At 60.4% G+C, this 17,508-nt stretch carries 13 protein-coding genes; 8 read left to right on the top strand and 5 right to left on the bottom strand.

Features of this window, described 5'->3' with window-relative positions:
* Nucleotides 1-54 precede the first annotated feature (54 nt).
* Nucleotides 55-1,062, top strand: a complete 1,008-nt coding sequence (locus tag ACINK1_RS14070) for a flippase-like domain-containing protein (protein ID WP_376801319.1) — start codon at nt 55-57, stop codon at nt 1,060-1,062.
* Nucleotides 1,063-1,203: 141 nt separating this feature from the next.
* On the top strand, nt 1,204-1,818 hold the full coding sequence (locus ACINK1_RS14065; protein WP_376801317.1) for an ABC transporter substrate-binding protein: 615 nt from the start codon (nt 1,204-1,206) through the stop codon (nt 1,816-1,818).
* Nucleotides 1,819-2,027: 209 nt separating this feature from the next.
* On the opposite strand, the gene ACINK1_RS14060 is transcribed toward ACINK1_RS14065, so the two are convergent.
* Nucleotides 2,028-2,774 carry a VacJ family lipoprotein gene (locus tag ACINK1_RS14060; RefSeq protein ID WP_376801316.1) on the bottom strand — a complete coding sequence of 249 codons (747 nt, stop codon included), beginning with the start codon at nt 2,772-2,774 and terminating at the stop codon, nt 2,028-2,030.
* Nucleotides 2,775-3,056: 282 nt separating this feature from the next.
* Here ACINK1_RS14060 and hpnI point away from each other — a divergent pair, with 282 nt between their 5' ends.
* The 3 genes from hpnI to hpnK are packed head-to-tail and all read left to right on the top strand — an operon-like array spanning nt 3,057 to nt 6,462.
* Nucleotides 3,057-4,202 carry a bacteriohopanetetrol glucosamine biosynthesis glycosyltransferase HpnI gene (gene hpnI, locus ACINK1_RS14055; RefSeq protein ID WP_376801315.1) on the top strand — a complete coding sequence of 382 codons (1,146 nt, stop codon included), beginning with the start codon at nt 3,057-3,059 and terminating at the stop codon, nt 4,200-4,202.
* Nucleotides 4,202-5,629, top strand: coding sequence for a hopanoid biosynthesis associated radical SAM protein HpnJ (hpnJ, locus tag ACINK1_RS14050; RefSeq protein WP_376801314.1), 1,428 nt, complete (start codon nt 4,202-4,204; stop codon nt 5,627-5,629). The genes hpnI and hpnJ overlap by 1 nt, the downstream gene beginning before the upstream one ends.
* A complete protein-coding gene (hpnK, locus tag ACINK1_RS14045; protein WP_376801521.1) occupies nt 5,626-6,462 on the top strand; it encodes a hopanoid biosynthesis-associated protein HpnK in 837 nt (278 codons plus the stop codon). Before hpnJ ends, hpnK begins: the two co-directional genes overlap by 4 nt.
* A gap of 10 nt (nt 6,463-6,472) precedes the next feature.
* Here the strand turns inward: hpnK and ACINK1_RS14040 are convergent, their stop codons facing one another.
* Nucleotides 6,473-7,438: a metallophosphoesterase gene (locus tag ACINK1_RS14040; RefSeq protein ID WP_376801313.1), complete on the bottom strand. Its 966-nt coding sequence runs from the start codon at nt 7,436-7,438 to the stop codon at nt 6,473-6,475.
* 360 nt (nt 7,439-7,798) lie between these two features.
* Complete coding sequence (locus ACINK1_RS14035) at nt 7,799-10,399, bottom strand: MMPL family transporter (protein ID WP_376801311.1); 2,601 nt, start codon at nt 10,397-10,399, stop codon at nt 7,799-7,801.
* A gap of 323 nt (nt 10,400-10,722) precedes the next feature.
* On the opposite strand from ACINK1_RS14035, the gene dxs reads away from it, so the two are divergent.
* The 3 genes from dxs to hpnH are packed head-to-tail and all read left to right on the top strand — an operon-like array spanning nt 10,723 to nt 14,812.
* The gene (dxs, locus tag ACINK1_RS14030; protein WP_376801310.1) at nt 10,723-12,645 is read left to right on the top strand and encodes a 1-deoxy-D-xylulose-5-phosphate synthase; all 1,923 of its coding nucleotides are present in this window, start codon (nt 10,723-10,725) and stop codon (nt 12,643-12,645) included.
* Nucleotides 12,646-12,655: 10 nt separating this feature from the next.
* Nucleotides 12,656-13,654 (top strand): 4-hydroxy-3-methylbut-2-enyl diphosphate reductase, encoded by a 999-nt coding sequence (gene ispH / locus ACINK1_RS14025; RefSeq protein WP_376801308.1) that lies wholly within the window; start codon nt 12,656-12,658, stop codon nt 13,652-13,654.
* A 9-nt stretch (nt 13,655-13,663) separates the two neighbouring features.
* On the top strand, nt 13,664-14,812 hold the full coding sequence (hpnH, locus tag ACINK1_RS14020) for an adenosyl-hopene transferase HpnH (RefSeq protein WP_376801306.1): 1,149 nt from the start codon (nt 13,664-13,666) through the stop codon (nt 14,810-14,812).
* Here the strand turns inward: hpnH and ACINK1_RS14015 are convergent.
* Together ACINK1_RS14015 and shc are read right to left on the bottom strand one after the other, a co-directional pair.
* Entirely contained in the window at nt 14,735-15,421 is a 687-nt protein-coding gene (locus ACINK1_RS14015) for a phosphorylase (RefSeq protein ID WP_376803376.1), read from the bottom strand. The genes hpnH and ACINK1_RS14015 overlap by 78 nt on opposite strands.
* 17 nt (nt 15,422-15,438) lie before the next feature.
* The gene (gene shc, locus ACINK1_RS14010) at nt 15,439-17,415 is read right to left on the bottom strand and encodes a squalene--hopene cyclase (RefSeq protein WP_376801520.1); all 1,977 of its coding nucleotides are present in this window, start codon (nt 17,413-17,415) and stop codon (nt 15,439-15,441) included.
* Nucleotides 17,416-17,508 lie beyond the last annotated feature (93 nt).

The following is a 17,508-nucleotide window of genomic DNA, read 5'->3' as shown; positions in this document are numbered from 1 at the left end:
TTTTGCGCTCCTCGGCGCTGAAATGGCGCGCAAATTCAGACACGGACAGGGTTCATGCGACTGATTGCTGTGGCAGGCGCGCTGGGTTTGGTGCTGCTTGTCGGTATCACGCTGCATTTCGGATGGCGAGACATCATCGAGGCCGTGCGGCAGGTGGGCTTTGGTGTCGGCCTCGTGGTCGTTGCGCGCATCGTTGCAATCTCCATGGTCGGATGCGCCTGGTGGTTTCTGGTGCTCGGCCCCAATCAGGTGGCGCCGCAGATCTGCATGCTGCTGCGCTGGATGCGTGAATCGATCAATACCCTGCTGCCGGTAGCGCAGGTCGGCGGCGAAATCGTCGGCGCGCGGCTTTTGACGTTCTGGGGTGTCAGCGGCGGGCGGGCAGGGGCCAGTCTGGTTGTCGACATGTTCGTCCAGGTGGCGACCCAGTTGGCATTTACCATAGCGGGTCTGGCGATCCTGATTGTCATCGACGGGGATCAGGAGATCGTGCGCTACGTGGCCATCGGTTTGCTGATCCTGATCCCGGGTGTCTTCGGTTTCTTCATCGCCCAGCGCTTTGGCGCCTTCGACTGGCTGGAGCGCCAGCTGATGCGTCTGGCGGAAAAGGAAAAATGGGCGGCGCTCGGTCAGGTGGCAGACCTCCACGTCAATATTCAGGATATCTACAGGCGGCGGGCGCGGCTTGCGGCGTGCGTGGGGCTGCACATGGCGACGTGGTTTTTTGGTGCCATTGAAGTGTGGATCGTCCTTTATTTCCTCGGCTACCCGGTGTCGATCGGCGAAGCGCTGGTGATCGAAAGTCTTGGTCAGGCGGTCCGCGGGGCGGCCTTTGCGGTACCGGGCGGGCTTGGCGTGCAGGAGGGCGGGTTCATCGCTCTTTGCGCCGTTTTCGGGCTGCCTCCCCACGTCGCGATCGCCATGTCGCTGGTCAAGCGGGTGCCGGAACTGCTTCTCGGCCTGCCCGGTCTGGCCGTCTGGCATCGGCTGGAGACCCGGGAATTGGCTCGTCGCGCCAAGGCGGCGCAGGATCAAACTTTTCAAACCAATTCAAATTCGTAATCGAAATCGGGGTGTAAAATTTGCCATGAATTGTGGCAGGAATTCCTTGCCGCCGCCTTCTTTAACGGTTAGAGGAACCGCAACGTCGGTGATGACGAGACAAGCGACGAGGCCTCAGGGGTGTCGTCTGGTGGAGATTACATGATTTCGCAAAATTCCCGGCGCCAGTTCCTTTCTTTTGTTGCAGGCGCTGCAGGCGGCGCCTTTTTTGCCGTGCGGCCGGCGGCAGCGTCGGATGGCGTTGATGCGGTGCGCAGCTATTATCGCGAGTTGGCAGGGCTGTTGAAGCAGATCTCGTCGGCATCCGTGAAGGAGCGCTATAATCGCCTCAGCCCCGTGGTCTCGCGCGCCTTTGATCTCAATGGCATGGCGCGTTCAGCGGTTGGGCCTGGCTGGGCATCTCTGGGGGGCGAACAGGGTCGCGTGCAGGCAGCGTTCGCACGGTTGCTGATTGCCAATTTCGCGCGGCGCATCGGGGATTTTGCCGGCGAAGTTTTTGATGTTGACGAAAAAACAGAATCGCGAGGCGGCGTGGTGATCGTCAAGACGCGCATTTCACGCACTGGCTCGTCACCGACACGTATCGATTATCTGATGCGGGGCGGCAAGGTGATTGATCTTTATTTCAATGGCACGATCAGCGAAGTGGCAACACGGCGCGCGGAATTTGCACCCATTCTTGAATCAGGCGGACCCAAGGCTTTGGTTGCTGCCCTCGAACAGCGCGGCTCGTCACTGCTTGGCGAGGCAGTCTGAGCGGCATCCGGCTTTCATTGGCCTGATCAGATGCGCCATTCCATGGCGGATATGGGTTGATGGCAAGAACTGACCGCATACCGGACGACGGTTCCGGAGCTCCAGACTGCTGGCGATAAGTGTTCGTTTTCCGCCACGATCAAACGCGCCGGCACTGACATAAGTCGACGCTGTTAAACGACGCTGTTGCCCCTGTGAACTGGGAACACTCAACGCTGCCGCTTTGCCTTGCTTTTTCCACGCGGCTTTTTGGCGGCAGGTGCAGCGGCAGGTTCGGCTTCCACCAGTTCAGGAACAATAGTGATACCGGCCGCCTGCGCCAGCTCGCCGGCGCGATTTTGCAAATAAGTGCTGCGGAAACGGGCGTAGGGATCAACAGATCCTTGCTGGAGATCATCGAGAAGCTCGACCTGTCCCAGTCCTGCGGCAACGCTGACACCAGTCAGCGGCCACTCTCCGACCCATTTCGGCAAGATCCACTGAATGGGATCGCCGGCGATATCGACAATGCGGCCGATACCATCGCGCACATTTGCTGGGCCGAAGACCGGCATGACCCAATAGGGCCCGCTTTCAAATCCCCAGACGAACAGTGTCTGACCGAAATCACCCGATTGGCGCTCAAGGCCGCCTAAACTGGCAACATCGAACAGGCCACCAAGGCCGAGGATCGAATTGACCAGGAAACGCCCGAACGTCTTGTGCGCGGCGTCAAACCGGCCCTGCAGGAGATTATTTGCAAAAATGCGCGGTTCATCGAGATTGTTGGATCCGGTATCGATACGATCACGGAGCGGCTGCGGAACGATGGTGCGATAGGTGCGGGCCGCCGGGCTGATAGCTATGTCGTTCACAAATTTATTGCGTTCGAACTGGGCGCGATTGGCTTCTTCCCACTGATCGCGGGTGTCAAGGGCGCGGACAGCCAGAGCGTTCTGACGCGTTTGCGAATCCATTAACGGAACGCACGCTCCGGTTGCCAGAACGCCGCCTAAAAGCACAAGCCGCAAAGCGGACTTACTGCGTGCGTTTGCCGCGTGCCAATTTCCGATCAAATCCTTCAAGAACCCAGTCCCTTCCCCGATATAACGCTGCACGTTCAAAAAAATTACCTGCTGGAACATCAGCTTGCTTATTCGATGAGGCCGCCAGTTCCTACGCTGGGCTGGCAGCGTTAAAAAATTAGGCTACTCAGGACGAGTCGCTTGATCGCCCGCGTAAACCATAGGGGGTTGGTAGTGTCTTGGCTGTGGCTTTTTTGCACCATCACTGCAATAACGAGTTGCGTCTACACGCTCGGAGCAGGAGTGGCGGCGCGCCGTTTTGCCAACAGAATTAACAAAAAAACTCATAAAAATCAAAGTGTTACTATCTTGAAACCGCTTTACGGTGATGAGCCGGAGCTGTTTGAAAACCTGGTCAGTTTCTGCCGTCAGGACTATGCCGGATCAGTGCAGATCATCTTCGGCGTGCAGCGGCCCGATGATTCGGCGATTGCGATCATCCACCAGCTTACATCAGCGATGCCGGATCGTGACATCGTGCTGGTCATTGACGAGCGTCAGCATGGTGCCAATCGCAAGGTTTCAAATCTCATCAACATGGCCGCGCGCGCACGCCACGAGATCATCGTGCTGGCCGACAGCGATATGCGGGTGATGCCTGATTATCTCGATATCGTGGTCTCGACGCTCGATCAGCCTGGTGTCGGTCTTGTCACTTGCCTCTACCGCGGCCAGGCCGTTGCCGGGTTCTGGTCGCAGGTGGCGGTGCAGGCCATCGATACGCATTTCCTGCCCAACGTCCTCGTCGGGCTGTCTCTGGGCCTGGCGCATCCCTGTTTCGGCTCGACGATTGCCCTGCGTCGCCAGACGCTCGAGGCCATCGGTGGTTTTGCGGCGGTCGCAAACCATCTTGCCGACGATTATGCGCTGGGCGAGGCGGTGCGCCGGCAGGGATTGGCGATTGCCATTCCGCCGATGGCGATTGCCCATTGCTGCGGCGAGTCGGGTTTGCGGGCGATGATTGCCCACGAAATGCGCTGGGCGCGGACAATCGCCCTCGTCGACCCGGTCGGATTTGCCGGATCGGCCATTACGCATACGCTTCCTCTGTCTATTATTGCATTTGTTGTCAGCGGGTTGAATATCACGAGTGCGGCTATCGTTGTGCTGGCTATTGCCTGCCGGCTCATTCTTCATATAAACATCGCCCGCTCTTTCTCCCTGCCAAGGCCGCGTTACTGGCTTGGCCCCTTGCGCGACACGCTATCCTTTGGTGTGTTTGTTACGTGTTTCTTTGCGCGGGCGGTGGATTGGCGGGGCCAGCGTTATGTCGTCATGTCGGACGGCACCATGAGACAAAGCGAGAAGACAGGTTTGTGATGCGGACAATGTTTTTACAGGCACCGTCCTTCGACGGCTTCGACGGTGGTGCGGGTTCGCGCTATCAGGCCAAGCGCGAGATTGCCTCGTTCTGGTACCCGACCTGGCTTGCCCAGCCAGCGGCGCTGGTGAAGGACAGCAAGCTCATCGATGCTCCCCCGCATCGCACCTCGCTTGCTGCGGTGACGGCGCAGGCGAAGAATTTTGATCTTGTGGTGATGCACACTTCGACGCCGTCCTTCAAATCGGATGTGGCGACGGCAAAGGCCCTCAAGGACGCCAATCCGGCTCTCAAGATCGGCTTCATCGGTGCCAAGGTGGCGGTCCAGGCGCAGGAAAGCCTTGAGGGCGCGCTGCCGGTTGATTTCGCCGCCCGCAATGAATTTGATTTCACCATCAAGGATGTCGCCGACGGTATGGACTGGTCGGCGATCAAGGGGCTCAGCTATCGCAATTCCTCAGGCGTGATCGTCCATAACCCGGATCGGGCGGTCCTCGAGAATATGGATCTCCTGCCCTTCGTCACGCCGGTCTACAAGCGCGACCTTGAAATCGAGAAGTACTTCATCGGCTACCTGAAGCATCCCTATATTTCGATGTATACGGGGCGGGGCTGCAAATCGCGCTGCACCTTCTGCCTGTGGCCGCAGACGGTGGGCGGGCACCGCTATCGCACACGCTCGGTCGAGCACGTGATCGAGGAAATCGTCTGGTCGAAAGCGAATTTCCCGCAGGTCAAGGAATTCTTCTTTGACGATGATACCTTCACCGATGACCTGCCGCGCGCAGAAGCGATTGCCAAGGAGCTTGGCAAGCTCGGCATCACATGGTCGTGCAATGCGAAGGCCAATGTGCCGCGCGAAACGCTGAAGGTGCTGCGCGACAACGGGCTGCGGCTGCTGCTGGTTGGTTATGAATCGGGCAATCAGCAGATCCTGCACAACATCAAGAAGGGCATGCTGATTGATGTTGCGCGCCGCTTCACCAAGGATTGCCACGAACTCGGCATCACCATCCACGGCACGTTCATCATGGGTCTGCCGGGCGAGACGAAGCAGACGATCGAAGAGACGATCAAGTTTGCCACCGAGATCAACCCGCACACCATCCAGGTGTCACTCGCCGCGCCCTATCCCGGCACCTTCCTTTTCGATCAGGCCCGCAAGAATGGCTGGCTTGACGATGCCAATGCGGAACTGGTCGACGAGCATGGGGTGCAGATCGCGCCGCTGCATTATCCGCATCTGAGCCACACGGAAATCTTCACCTCGGTCGAGGATTTCTACAAGCGCTTCTACTTCCGCGCCGGCAAGATCGCCTCCATCGTCGGTGAGATGGTGGCGAGCCCGACGATGATGAAGCGCCGTCTGCGCGAGGGGGTCGAATTCTTCCACTTCCTGCGTGAGCGTCGCGAGGCGGTGAACTGAAACGACTGGTCGTCACGGCCGATGATTTCGGCCTGTCGGGCGAGGTCAACGCGGCAGTCGAGATCGCTCATCGCGACGGGATCCTGTCTGCCGCGAGCTTGATGGTGGGCGCGCCAGCGGCGGCGGAGGCGGTTGCGATCGCAAAGCGCATACCAACGCTCCATGTCGGGCTGCATCTCACGCTCGCGGAAGCACTGCCCTGCCTGCCGGCCGCCCGCATTCCCGGCCTGGTCGATGCGACAGGCGTGCTGCGCCGCGATATGGCGCGGTTTGGTGCTGCGATTTTCTTCAAACCCAGCGTGCGCCGGCAAATGCGCGCCGAGATCGAAGCACAGTTCCTAGCCTTCGCCGCGACCGGGCTCAGGCTCGATCACGTCAATGCCCACAAGCATTTCCATCTTCATCCGACGATCGCCGAACTCGTGTTCGACGTCGGAAAAGCCTTCGGCATGACGGCACTGCGCGTGCCGCTGGAGCCGTTCGATATCGTCAGCAAAATCGAGCCAATGATCAGTAATCCGGTGCGTTTGGTGATGGAGCCATGGGCGAGGAGGCTGGCACAGCAGGCGCGGCGACGGGGTATTACGGTCCCCGATCAGGTCTTTGGCCTTGCCTTCACCGGTGCGCTGACAGCGCCACGGCTCGCTGCCCTTCTGGAACACCTGCCCGACGGCTTCAGCGAGATTTACTGCCACCCGGCAACAAGTGGGGGGTTCCGCTTCGCGGTGCCCGGTGCGCGCTATCGCGAAGAATTCGAAGCGCTTACCGCGTCCGAATGCCGTGAGGCCCTTGAAGCCAGCGGCGCAAGGCTCGGCGGATTTGCCGACGCCTGAGGCTGGTTCATCAAGCGACGCTACTGTCATGGAAAGCGGGCATCCTTCGCACCTGTCTCAAATCCGTGTAGTCCTGATGGTCGGCGGAACCGAGCTCCAGCACGACGATCTCGGGTGGTACACCAAATCGGACGGGCGCGATTGAGCAGCCAAGCCCGCCTGAGACAAGAAGGTGGCGCCCGCCTTCGACGATATGGCCGTAGGCAAAGCGGTTACCGAAACGTGATGGCGTCACCGGCGAATAGCCGAAAAGACGTACCTGTCCGCCATGGGTATGGCCGCTTAGTGTGAGCGATACGCGCGACGGCATGTCGACGAACAGATCGGGCTCGTGGGCGAGGTGAATGATTGGCGCGTCATCTGTCACCTGCGCCAATGTTTCCGCGAGTTTTGCGCGGCCTTCATAGCGATCGGAACGCCGCTTGATCGCCAAAATTGATGACGTGCCGGTCAGCCAGAAAGGGTGGCCTAAGTGTTCGAGCCGCTTCGCACGGTTTTCGAGCATGGGTATACCGGCGGCAGTAAAGACCGTCTCGGTATAGGTCGGCCCAACTCCAGATTTCTGTGCCGCTTTATCGTCCCACCAGTCGTGGTTGCCGCAGATGCCGTACGTGCCCAAGGGTGCCTCAAGTGCCATGGCGGCTTTCGCAATGTCGTCTACGTTCACAGTGCCCGTGCGCCAACGGTGCCCAGCGGCGAAATCTCCAAGTAAAAGATGAAGGTCGGGCTGTGTCTCATTGGCCGCGGCGATGATGCGTTGCCAGCGCGCCAGCGGCATATGTGGCTCGACGCAATGGGGATCGGCCAGGATGCAGATTTTTAGCGATAGGTTCGACGTCCAGCGCGGCGGCCTCATCTTGTAGCGCACAACAGAGAGGCGGAAGCCAGGTTCAATCGCGAAGGCATAACTTCCCAGAGTAAAGCAGCCTGCCGCAATGCCACTCAACCATCTCAAGAACGAACGGCGCGAAATCATCCCGTCGTCGTCGTGCAGTTGGTCAAGCCCCGATCAACGAACTCATTGAACATCGAAACAAATCCTCTCTTTTCACTCATCACGAAAGAGTCAGCGAAATAAAACGGCGCTTCCGAGGCAATGTCGACGGGTGAGGCGATATGGTACGAAAGTTCGTCATGAATTTTTCGGTGATAGCATCAGATGACAACATGCGGCATTAACTGCTTTTTTTTGCATAGTTAAGATCCAGATGTCGAGATGAGATATACCGATCTCGCCCCGGGGCAGCCGTCCTACCCGACACGAGATGGACATTCGGCGTTATGTTCGAATTGCCACATTGTTCGATGGAAGTGCTGCACCCGCGTCTTGAGGAGGTCATCCCTCCCGCACCTGCTTGATGACGCGCGGTGGGCCCATCAGGACGGGCTGGAAGAGAACGGCGGCGGCAAGCGTCGTCACCAATGACAAAGCCAGAAGCTGGCCCATGCTGGACGTGCCTGGATGATTGGACAACCACAGGCTGCCGAAGGCCACGGCGGTTGTCATGGCGCTGTAGAAGACAGCGCGTGTCAGGCTTGACTGCAACAGGTCGGTGACGCCGGCGCGCCACGCCATGACGAAATAGATCTTGAAGGCGACGCCGACGCCCAGCAGCAGCGGCAAGGCGATGATGTTGGCAAAATTGAGCGGCAGGCCGAAGACGACGCACAGTTCGAGCGTGACGACGCCTGCAAGAATGAGCGGTATCAGCGTCAACAGCACGTCGGAGAGCCGGCGCAGCACGACCCATAGCAAGATCAAAATCGTGATCAGCGCGAAGGCGCCGGCATGAAGAAAGGCGTTGACGACCGTCTTTCCTGATTCCTGGATCGAGACGGGTACGCCGGTGGCGTTTGGTGCGATTTGCCGTACCGCATCGGCAAAGCGTCGCAGCACGGCGTTGTCATTGCCGTCACCCTTGGGTGCGACTTCGAGACGAGCGCTGCCGTCAGCCGCGATCCAGTCAGCGACAAGGTCTGGCGGCAGATCGGCACGGGTGACGGCGCTTGCCTGCAGCGCGGCCTGCAGCTGGTCGAGCGTCACCAGAAGCGGCGGCACGAAGGCTGCCTTGGCCCTGGCGCGCACAGCAGGCGCTGCCTGAGCGAGTTTCTCCAGCGCCTCGGCCAGCCGGGCGATGGTTTGATCCTTGCCTGGACTTGCCTTTGCCAACGCCGACAGATCGGCGGCGGTCCGCTGCAGCGAGATGATCAGTTCGTCATCGCCCGGCGCTGGCCTGGTTTCTCCCGGCGCCAGTGTCGGGCCGACAAGTGCTGCCGCATCCTCGATCAGTTCGAGCTTTTCTTTCTGCCCGGAGGGCACGAAGTCGCTCAACGTCAGGACGTGATCGACTTCCGGCAGTGTCTCGAGGCGAACCGACAGAGCGTTGGCGTCATCAAGGGTGGGCGAGAGAATATCGATGACGTTAGGGCTCGTGAGCGGATCACGCGACAGGTCGAGGAAGGTGGAGACAGATTCAACTTTCGGGCTGCGCAGATTGAGCGGGTTGAAATCAAAGCGCAGGAAAGCGAGCAGTGGCAGGCCGCCGATGCTGATGATGGCGGTGGCGATGAGAACGGCACGGCGGTGGCGGGCAAGGAAATGATCAACGGGGGCGAGAATGGCGTAACCCATCGCCTCCGTCTCGCCGCGGGGGCGCAGCAGGCTGATCAGGGCGGGCAGCAGGGTGATCGAGGTGGCGAAAGCCAGCAGCATGCCGACACCGGCAATGAGACCAAGCTCGGACAAGCCACGATATTCGGTTGGCAGAAACGAAAAGAACCCCATGGCGGTCGAGACAGCGGCGAGCAGCAGCGGGCGGCCGGATTCGCCGGCAGCATCACAGAGCGCCGCGTCGATGTTGTCGTTGCGGTGCCGCTCATCGCGATAGCGGACCGAAAACTGGATGCCGAAATCAACTCCCAGACCAACAAACAAGACGGCAAAGGCGACTGAAATGAGATTGAGACTGCCCACCATCATGAGGCCGAGCGCTGCCGTGGCGGCAAGGCCCACTACAAGCGAGGCGAACACAGCAAACATGATCCGTGGCGATTTCAGCGCCAGCCACAGGATGAACACGACCGCCAGCACGGTGATGGCTGCGTTGAGTGCAGCGCCATCAGCCACAGTGGCAAATTCCTCGTCAGCCAGCGGCACCGGGCCGGTCAAGCGCACGCGGATGCCATTTTGCTCGTCGAGTTTCAGGCTATGTGCTGCCTCGCGGATCGCCTCTGATGCGATCTGGCCAGGTTCAAGCGCGGTGTAGTCGAGAACGGGCTGGACGAGCAGGATGCGTCGTTTGTCGCGCTCCCTGGCATCTGTTCCGGTGAAAAGTTCGCGCCACGAGAAGGCCGGTGGCTTGCCGGCAAGAGCGGCCTCGAAGCCCCCGGCAATCGATGACAGGGGCTTGTCGAGACTGTCGATAGTGGTTTCTTTCTCGCGAACGCCGCGGGCGGCCAGCGACAGCGTATCCATGACACCGCGCAGCGACGGATCGGCGGCCAAGGTACCGAGGAAAGCCTGCGCACGGAATAATTGCTCGGTTGTTGATTTCACTTCCGCGGTACTCAGAAACAGCAGGCCGTTACGCTTGAAGAAATCCCCGCCATCGGGGCGGCGCGAGGAGCGGATCACCTCAGGTAATTGCCCAAGACGTTCATTGAGCAGGTTGGCGGCGTTTTCGGCCGCTTCCGGCGTCAATGCGTCGATCACCACGACAGTCAGGCCGGTCCGGCTGGGAAAGGTGACATCGAAGGCAATTTCGAGTTGGCGCCATGGTACGGATTCGCTGATCAGCTTGCCCGAATCGGTATTGATGGCGAAGTGGTTGATGACGTGGCGAACGCCGAGTGCCATCAAGGCGACAGAGGCGATGACGACCACCCATCGATGCCGCAAGCACAGGCGGACCACGGCAACGATGAATGAGGTCAACAAAACCAGCGCTCCCCGCCTTTTGCCGCAAATCAGCCTGTGAGCTAACGCAGGCTGCCTTTTTGTTCAATCATTGATCACTGCCAGCGACCCGATAATGAGAGCATGGATGGCGGCTGAGAGCGAGTGTGACGTGAAGAGCACATCGTCACTGAACCGTTAAGATTCCAACTGGTCAAGCGCTGTGGACTGTGCGAAAAGCCTCTCATCGAAAACGTGAACCTGACGTCGCGTTCGCTGCCAACGGACCAACCGACCGTCCTACCGCCGATGGGATTTACGTGTTTTGCGACACGCGTCCCGAGACAAAATTCAGGAGCCTGATCATGGCCAGTGCAACCCCGCTTCTCGATACCCTCTCGACGCCCGCTGATCTGCGTCTGCTGCCTGATACCAAGCTGGCGCAGGTTGCCGACGAGTTGCGGGCGGAATTGATCGATGCCGTCTCATTGACCGGAGGCCATCTGGGCTCGGGGCTTGGTGTTGTCGAACTGACGGTGGCGTTGCATCACGTGTTCAATACGCCGCGCGACAAGGTGATCTGGGATGTCGGCCACCAGGCCTATCCGCACAAGATACTCACCGGACGGCGTGATCGTATTCGCACCCTGCGCAAGGGTGGCGGATTGTCAGGGTTCACCAAACGCTCCGAAAGCGTTTATGACCCGTTCGGCGCAGCGCATTCCTCGACGTCGATCTCATCGGCGCTTGGTTACGCGGTGGCGCGTGATCTCAAGGGTGACGATTTCAATGTGGTCGCCGTTATCGGTGATGGCTCGATGTCGGCTGGCATGGCCTATGAGGCGATGAACAATGCGGGTGCGCTTGGCTCGCGGCTCATCGTCATCCTCAATGACAACGACATGTCGATTGCCCCGCCGGTTGGCGCCATGTCGGCCTATCTGGCGCGCATCCTGTCAGGTCGTACCTACCTGTCGCTGCGCGATATCGGCAAGCAGCTGACCAAGCATTTCGGCGCCACCATCGATAATGCGATTACGCGCGCCGTCGAGCATGCACGCACCTTCGTCACCGGCGGGACGCTGTTTGAAGAGCTGGGCTTTTACTATATCGGCCCGGTGGACGGCCATAATCTTGACCATCTTCTGCCGGTCCTGCGCAATGTGCGCGACGCCAAGGACGGGCCGATCCTCGTTCACGTGGTGACACAGAAGGGCAAGGGGTATGCCCCAGCCGAAGCGTCGGCGGACCGCTATCACGGTGTTGTGTCGTTTGATGTCGAGACGGGTACCCAGAAAAAAGCCAAGGCCAATGCGCCAAGCTATACCAAGGTGTTTGGCGAAAGCCTGATCAAGGAGGCCGAGCGCGACGAGCGGATCGTGGCGATCACCGCCGCCATGCCGTCGGGCACCGGCGTCGATCTCTTCGGCAAGGCCTTCCCGGCTCGCACCTTTGACGTAGGCATCGCCGAACAGCATGCGGTGACGTTTGCCGCCGGTCTCGCCTGCGAGGGGATGCGCCCGTTTGCCACCATCTATTCAACCTTCCTGCAGCGCGGCTATGACCAGGTGGTCCATGACGTGGCGCTGCAAAATCTGCCGGTGCGCTTTCCCATCGATCGTGCCGGTCTTGTGGGCGCTGATGGCGCCACCCATGCCGGCTCCTTCGATACCGCCTATCTCGGCTGCCTGCCCAATATGGTGCTGATGGCGCCGGGCGATGAGGCCGAGCTTGTCCATATGGTGGCAACTGCGGTTGCCTATGACGCGGGTCCGATCGCCTTCCGCTATCCGCGCGGCGAGGGGCTGGGTGTCGACATGCCGGAGCGTGGCCAGATCCTGGAGATCGGCAAGGGCCGCGTGATGCATGAAGGGACCAGGGTTGCCATTCTAAATTACGGCACGCGGCTTGGTGAAACCATGAAGGCGGTGGAGATGCTGGCCGAACTCGGCATCAGCACGACCCTTGCCGATGCGCGCTTTGCCAAGCCGATCGATGCGGCTCTGGTTGATCGCCTGGCGAAAAACCATGAAGCGCTGATCACCATCGAAGAGGGTTCCATCGGTGGCTTCGGTTCCTTCGTGCTCCATCATCTGGCGGCCAATGGGCTGCTCGATAACGGCCTCAAAGTCCGCACCCTGACGTTGCCCGATCTCTTCCAGGATCATGATTCACCTGATGCCATGTATCGCGCCGCGGGGCTTGATGCGGCAGGCATCGTGTCGTCCATCGTCAGACTGGTCGAGCCCTCGCGTGCCGAGCGTGTGCTGCGTTCGGTTGGCGCCTGAGAGCATCGCCATGGAGACCACGCAGTCCCTCAAAGTGGTGCTGGCCGAGCCGCGTGGATTTTGCGCTGGCGTGGTGCGCGCGATCGACATCGTGGAGCGGGCGCTGGCCCTGCATGGCGCGCCTGTCTATGTTCGGCACGAAATCGTGCATAACCGCCATGTCGTTGAAAGTCTGAAAGAAAAAGGTGCCATTTTCGTTGAGGATCTGACGTCCGTTCCCAGCGGCGCAGTCACCATCTTCAGTGCCCATGGCGTCTCGCGGCTGGTTGAGGACGAGGCGGACGAGCGCGGATTATATGTGCTTGATGCGACCTGTCCGCTGGTCGCCAAGGTTCACAAACAGGGCAAGCGCTATGCCGGGCAGGGGCGGGAGGTCATTCTGATTGGCCATGCCGGTCATCCGGAAGTCGAGGGCACCATCGGCCAGATCGACGGCCCGGTTCATATCGTCGAGAGCGTTGCGGACGTCGCAGCCCTGGCGCTGGCGGATGATGCGCCGGTTGCCTATGTGACGCAAACGACGTTGAGCGTGGATGATACACGCCTCGTCATCGCTGCCCTGGAGCGCCGTTTCAGCAATCTCAAAGGCCCGGATATCAACGATATCTGCTACGCCACCCAGAATCGCCAGCAGGCGGTACGGGCGCTGGCCGGCATTGCGGATGTCATTCTGGTCGTCGGCGCGCGCAATTCGTCCAATTCCAACCGGTTATGCGAGATCGGTCGCGATCTTGGCGTGCCGAGCTATCTGGTGGCGAACGGCAATGATGTTGATCCGCTCTGGCTCAATGATGCGCGAACGATCGGTGTGACGGCAGGCGCCTCGGCGCCTGAAGTCCTGGTCGAGGACGTGATCGCCGCCTTGGGGCGAGTGTCGCCGGTCGAGGTGACGACACTGCCCGGCATCAAGGAAACCATTGAATTCCGCCTGCCGGCGGAACTTGAACGCAACGCGCCCGCGTGCGCGCGCAAATTGTCGGTGGCGAATGCCCCGGCCTACGCCAAGTGAGGGTATGAGATGTCCATTCCGTTCAGACAGACGGTTCGTATCGGTTCCTATATTCTCAAGCAGGAACTCAGCGGCCGGAAGCGCTATCCGCTGGTGATGATGCTGGAGCCGTTGTTTCGCTGCAATCTGGCATGTGCCGGCTGCGGCAAGATCGATTATCCCGATGAGATCCTCAACCAGCGCCTGTCCTACCAGGAATGCATGGACGCGATCGACGAGTGCGGGGCGCCTGCCGTGTCGATTGCCGGCGGGGAACCGTTGATCCATCGCGAGATGCCGCAGATTGTCGAGGGTTTTCTCAAGAAGAAGAAGTTCGTGATCCTGTGCACGAACGCGCTGCTGCTGTCGAAGAAGATCGATCAGTACAAGCCGAGCCCGTACTTCACCTGGTCGATCCATCTGGATGGCGACGAGGAAATGCATGACCGTTCGGTGTGCCAGACGGGCGTCTACGACACCTGCATCGAAGCGATCAAGCTTGCCAAATCGCGTGGTTTCCGCGTCCAGATCAATTGCACGCTGTTCAACAATGCCGATCCGGCCAAGGCTGCGACATTCTTCGATTACATGAAGGAGATCGGCCTCGACGGGATCACGGTGTCGCCGGGCTATGCTTATGAGCGGGCGCCCGACCAGCAGCATTTCCTCAACCGCTCCAAGACCAAGGAAATCTTCCGCGACATTCTGCGCCGCGGCGATGGTGGAAAGCGCTGGACATTCACTCAGTCCACCCTCTTCCTCGACTTCCTGGCCGGCAACCAGACTTATGAGTGCACGCCGTGGTCCATGCCGGCGCGCACCGTCTTTGGCTGGCAGAAGCCGTGCTATCTCGTCGGCGAAGGGTATACCAAGACCTTCAAGGAGCTGATGGATACCACCGAATGGGATAATTACGGCGTCGGCAATTATGAAAAATGCGCCGATTGCATGGTTCATTGCGGCTTTGAAGGCACGGCAGTGAAGGACACCATCCGCCGGCCATGGGTGGCTGCCATGGTGGCGCTGCGCGGGGTCAAGACGGAGGGCGAATTCGCGCCGGAAATTCCGCTCGACAAGCAGCGCCCGCCGGAATTTGTCTTCTCACGCCATGTCCAGAACAAGCTTGCCGAAATCCGGGAAACCAAGGCCGGGGCCAAGGCAAAGGCGGCTGCTGAGTAAACGGGCCATGGCATGACGGCTGTCATTTGCCACCTGCAGAAGCGCCGGCAGCTCCGCCGGCGTTTTCATGAGCGCCAGGATCACCTTCAGGATGGCTGCGCTGCCATCAGGTTTCAATCCCACCAGGGCAGCGCTCGGTAAAGCGCGATCAGCCGGATCGGCGATCACTCTTAACGCCGCGAAGGGCAGGCCATGAACGTTGGCAAAGCGGGCGACATGCTGGCTTTCCATGTCAACGGCGCGGGCGAGGGTGCGATGGTAAAGCGCGGATTTGTCAGCGGGTGTTGCCAGGGCATGGTCGCCGCCGGCCAGGGGACCTACAACCGCGCCTGGCAGTGATCGCACCAATGCCCGACGCCAGGCGACATCGCACTCATACTGCGCCTCATCGGCGATAACAGTCGAGCCGATCAGCACATCGCCCGTCGTCAATCGGGGATCAAGCCCGCCAGCGATCCCGAGGCTCATCAATCCGACAGGTCGCAGCCGGTCATATTCCTGCGGCAGACAGCGCGCCAGGGTTGGCGCATCACCGCCGCAGGCAAGGGATGCAACGCCCAGGCCGGAAGCAATCCGTGCCTCCGCCCTGAGCCCGCAGACAGCGAGCACGACCGGCCGGGGAGGAGTTACATGCCCCAAAGGACGGCCTTGCCGTTACCGGCCTTGAGATTGCGGTAGCGGCTCATTGCCCATAGCGGGAAGAATTTCGCGTAACCGTGATAGCGCAGATAGAAGACGCGCGGAAAACCGGTGCCGGTGTAGATGTCCTCCGGCCATAGACCATCAGCGGCCTGATGGGCCGTCAGATAGGCGATGCCTCGTGCCACTGCGGGATGATCAACCTCGCCGGCCGCCATGAGGCCAAGGAGCGCCCAGGCGGTTTGCGAGGCGGTGCTGGGTGCCGCCTCATAGCGATTATAGGCCAGCTTGTAGCTGTCGCCATCCTCACCCCAGCCGCCATCCTTGTTCTGGATGGAAGTCAGCCAGTCGGCGGCCCGGCGGACATCGGGATGCTCGCCGGTCAAGCCTGCGGCATTGAGGGCGCACAAAGCCGACCAGGTTCCGTAGACATAGTTGATGCCCCAGCGGCCAAACCAGCTGCCATCGGGTAATTGCTCGGAAAGGAGGTAATCAACGGCGCGCCGCAGCGGCTCGCTGGTTTCCATGCGCTCACCAAGCTGCGCGAGCATCGAGATGCAGCGTGCCGTCACGTCTGCGGTTGGCGGATCAAGCAGCGCACCATGATCGGCGAAGGGAATGTGGTTGAGGTAATGATAGGTGTTGTCGGCGTCAAAAGCGCCAAAGCCGCCATTCCGGCTTTGCAGACCGAGGATCCACTCACGCCCGCGGGCAATCGCCGCCTTATCACCCATACGATCGGTGGCCGGCGTGCCGTCGCCGGCGCGGTCGAGCGCCATGGCAACGACGGCGGTATCATCAAGGTCAGGATAGTGAGGATTGGCATATTGGAACGCCCAGCCACCCGGACGGACATCGGGGCGACGTGTTGCCCAGTCGCCTTTGACATCGAGGATCTGCAGCGGCTTCAGCCAATCAAGCCCGCGACGGCATGCGGCAAGCGCTGCCTTGTCGCCGGTCTCCAGCAAAGCATGGGCGACGAGAGCGGTGTCCCAGACGGGTGACACGCAGGGCTGGCAATAGGCTTCATCCCCTTTGTCGACCAGCAGCTTGTCGATCGCATGGCGGGCGGTGGCGTAATCCGCTCCGTCCTTGGGAAATCCCAGAACATCGAACATCATCACCGCATTGGCCATGGCGGGAAAAATGGCGCCGAGCCCGTCCTCGCCATTGAGGCGCTCGCGCACGAACGCCACCGCCTTGTCGATGGCGCGCTGGCGAGAGCGCTTTGGAAAGAAGGGTTCGGCCAGACGCAGACCCTTGTCGAGGAGACCGAAGAGCTTGACCAGCAGCCAGGCCTGATGGGCGCCGGCTGGCCATTCGCGCACCTTGTCGGGCGCTGTGACGAAGAGTTCGCCAATGCCGATGCCTCTGGGGTTGCGCGCCTGCGGCTTCCGCGCCTGCAAAACAAGGAGGGGCACGATGACGGTGCGGGCCCAGTAGGATACCTTGTCGAGGTGGAAAGGGAACCAGCGCGGCAGCAGCATGATCTCGACGGGCATCACCGGCACGGCGCGCCACGGCACCTGCCCATAGAGCGACAGCAAAACGCGGGTAAAGACGTTGCTGCGCGCGGCGCCGCCTCGCGACAGGATCGCCTCGCGGGCACGACGCATATGCGGCGCCTCGATGTCATCGCCGATCATCTTCAACGCGAAATAAGCCTTGACGGATGCGCTCATGTCGAAGGCCCCGTCATGAAAGAGCGGCCAGCCGCCATGGGGTGCCTGACGGCGGCGGATATAGGTGGCGATCAAAGCTTCCAGATGAGAGTCAACGGGCTCGGCCAAATAGTGGCGCAGCAACACATATTCCGCCGGGATGGTGACGTCGGCTTCAAGCTCGAAGACCCAGTGGCCGTCAGCTTTCTGTGCCGTGAGAAGCGCATCGGTTGCGCGCTTGATACCCGCCTCGATCGCGCCGTCCGACATGATGTCAGCTTGCGGTGCGGACGGATCGACCATCGGTCGTTCGCGCAAGGAGGAAGCGGTAGCCATCGACGACATTTCTCATCTCCAGCACTTGCCTTGCCAAGCCGGCGCAAGTGCAGTTGCGCG

The organism is Raskinella chloraquaticus (SeqCode) (genome assembly GCF_021731865.1).
GTDB lineage: Bacteria > Pseudomonadota > Alphaproteobacteria > Rhizobiales > UBA4765 > Raskinella > Raskinella chloraquaticus.
Note: the sequence above shows the minus strand (reverse complement) of the source record. Positions and strands in the feature narration are given on the sequence as shown.